We start from the raw sequence: 3019 nt of genomic DNA, 5'->3' as shown, positions 1-3019 counted from the left end.
TTGATATCTCAATAAGATCACCTTCTATGTTTTCATCGAATTCCAAACGGTTTAGTGCTTGGTCATGTTTTGGCACACAAATTATCTTCATTAATTATCCGTATTTTTAAAGTGAGTTATTTCATTATATTCCGCTTGACTCCGTCCCATCTGTCTGCCATTTACAGTTTTGTTATTGGGCACGCCACCATTCATGTCCAAATATTGTCTTTTACCGGTTAAATTAGTATTCTGTATTCTAAAATAATTTCCAGAGTTGTCATAAACAACCTGAACACCTGTTTCACCATTGACATAGATGGTCTTTTGCCCCTGCACTACACCTTTTGCACCGGGAGCGAATTTCTCAATTGCACCTTCTAAACTCGCACCATTCCATTGAGAGGAATATTTAGATGCGCGTGCAGCTCCCGCACCTAAACCAGAAGCATTACTAGTAGCAGTTACTGAGGTTTCTGAAGATAAAGCTGAACTCTCTTTAGCAAACGCTTTTGCCACGGATCCTACGACTTTTCCAGTTGCAGCACCAATTGCCACTTCAGCTGCCAACTGTTTAATGCCGTCATTTGCAGCTTTCGTATATGCAGCCTTAACATTCCCTTTTGCCATCCCTGCATTATTGGCATTCGATATAGGATCGGAAACAGAATTGAATAAAGCTGTTACAGCATTTAATACAAACCTAACTGCTTCACCAACATTCTTAGTTAACACAGGTCCGCCAAGTATGGGTCCTCCATAAGGCCATCTTCCATCCGGATCTGTAAATCTTACAGGATTATTAAAGCCATAAATATAAGGTGACAGACTTGGATCGTTCTCTGAGCTTGGATCCACTGATGTCCACCTCCCCGTCTGAGCATCATAGAACCGTGCTCCGTAATCATACTGGTTACTGCGTTTTTTCCGCTATCTCCAGAAGTCCGTAGCCACCCGTTTTCACCCATCTCAAAGAACGTTTCGTAATTCCAACAAGGCAAACCATCCCTATATGGCATCATTTCTCTTAAAGTAGTAATAGCCAACGACTATGTGAACTACAAGAAATGAGCTGAAGAAACTCAATTGGTTCTGCTCAAGAAATCCATAGCCGACTGATAAATATTCCAGGAAATTAACATCTCCTCAGAACAGGTTTTCAGCTATTCTTCTCTTTTTCCATTCTCGTAGTGAAAGTGTTCCTGACCAGCACTTGTAAATTTTTGAATAAAAATTGACGTCGTGTGTTCTTCTTTCTTAATGTCGAAAATACCATTTTCTATTGACCAATCGTAAACTCCAACATCTAATGGGTATTCCGTCAGAATTCCGTCCAATTTATACTTTCTAATCCATGCTTCTGCTTTATCAACCGAGGTAAATACAGCACTTGCAAAACGCCCACCTGATCCGTGGAATAGCCAGATTGACTTATTCTCTATGATACTCATTATTGTCTATTATAATTAAACCATCGTCCAATTTTATCTATCGCCTTCCTAATCTCAGCTTTATATTGCGATATAACGTCAGCCTGTTGTTTAGTAAGTTCAGGGCTTCCTTTTATAGGTCTTCCCGCCTGCCCTATCTTAGTTTCCTTGCCTCCTCCCATCACATGGGCATGTGGTGGTCCATGATCTCCACTGCGGGTATAATGCACAATCTTTACACCATCTGATTCAGCAATCGTTTTTGGGGGCAGAGTTGGCTCTGTAAGTCCTTTTTTTAGCGTTTGAGAGACAGCATTCGTGCCGGCTTGCTCTTGACCGGATTTTGCAAAAAATGAACTAGAAGTGGTTCCCCTAGTAAAAGAAGCAACTGCCGCAGTAGCATTAAGCCCATCACCAACATGACTTAACATGTCGTTGACTAGTCCTTCCCGGGGAACCTGTCTCATTACAGTAACATACCGTCCTTCGGATTTGGAGAATTCTTGTTGTGCTTCCCATTTCTTCCCTTCTCCCGCAGGTGTAATTCCCACTAAATCCCCCATATTGTATGCAAGTGTCTGCAATGAAAGTTTGGCATTCACTATGACACTCCCTAAAGCAGCCCCGATGCTAGCAGAAGTCATTTGATCCGGCCCATCGTCATCGGGCCATTTGCCATCCGGATCAGTAAATCTTACAGGATTATTGAAGCCATAAATATACGGTGACAGACTTGGATCGTTCTCTGCGCTTGGATCCAATGATGTCCACCTCCCTGTCTGTACATCATAGAACCTCGCCCCATAATCCAGCAGGTCAAACCCCTCCTGCAACTCCTTCCCGTTATAAAGATAGTTCGTTTTACTGGAACTTAAGCTGCCCCGCACCTTATTTAACCCAAATGGATAATAATCTTCTCTTTGCAGTACCTCCAGCTGTCCCGTCGTGGGGTTCCGGTAAAAAGCCACCCGCGTGTTGCCCAGGTGGTCCTTCACCCAGTACTCATAACTGTAGCTGTTGCCTGAGCGTCTCAGCTGCCCTTCTTCGGTCAGCACTACCTTCAGGTCATTGTTCTCATACCGGGTTCCGCCTACATAGTCCGTGGTCGTCCCGGTCTTGCTGTTGTAACTGCGGAGCTTCTCCCCCGTGGCTGTATAGCTGTAGCTAAGCAGCGTGCCCGAGGCGGAGCTTACCTGCAAGGGCAGGTTCAGGTGGTTATAGCTGATGCTGCTGATCCCGCGGCTGTCGTCTCTTGTCACGTTCCCGTTCGCATCATAGCGGAAGTACTTCGTGCCATTGAACCAGGTGCCGCTTACCGCGTTCAGCCGGTTCCCTCTTGCCCCGTCATAGGTGTAGTCGTAGCCCAGGGTCTTCCCGTCGCGGGTCATTGACAGCAGGTTCCCCAGGTTATCATAGCTGATGTTATTCTCGCTCATGTCGGGGCTGGTGCCGGAGGTCAACCGGTTCAGCGGGTCATAGCTGTAGCTGAACGTCTTGCTGCTGCCTGCCAGCGTCCAGTTCACCGAGGTGATGTCCCCGTTGTAGCGGCTTCCTTCTTCGTAGTTCAGCGTCTGGCTGAACTCTGCGGAGCTGGTCCCTTTCAGCCAGCC

The 3019-nt window shown here is 45.8% G+C and carries 2 protein-coding genes and 1 pseudogene; all 3 read right to left on the bottom strand.

The window, feature by feature from the left end; genetic code table 11:
- Nucleotides 1–90: 90 nt before the first annotated feature.
- Nucleotides 91–891 (bottom strand): annotated as a pseudogene (locus DDR33_RS26530) (RHS repeat-associated core domain-containing protein); the annotation flags it as partial.
- 251 nt (nt 892–1142) lie between these two features.
- Nucleotides 1143–1430, bottom strand: coding sequence for a DUF7710 domain-containing protein (locus DDR33_RS24940; protein ID WP_109418498.1), 288 nt, complete (start codon nt 1428–1430; stop codon nt 1143–1145).
- Nucleotides 1430–3019, bottom strand: a 1590-nt coding sequence (locus tag DDR33_RS24935; protein WP_146198877.1) for an RHS repeat domain-containing protein, incomplete at its 5' end; no start/stop codon positions are given. The genes DDR33_RS24935 and DDR33_RS24940, both read right to left, overlap by 1 nt.

Origin of the sequence: Pararcticibacter amylolyticus (assembly GCF_003130405.1) — a bacterium.
GTDB lineage: Bacteria > Bacteroidota > Bacteroidia > Sphingobacteriales > Sphingobacteriaceae > Arcticibacter > Arcticibacter amylolyticus.
The sequence above is the reverse complement of the archived record's forward strand: the minus strand, read 5'-3'. Positions and strand labels throughout refer to the sequence as shown.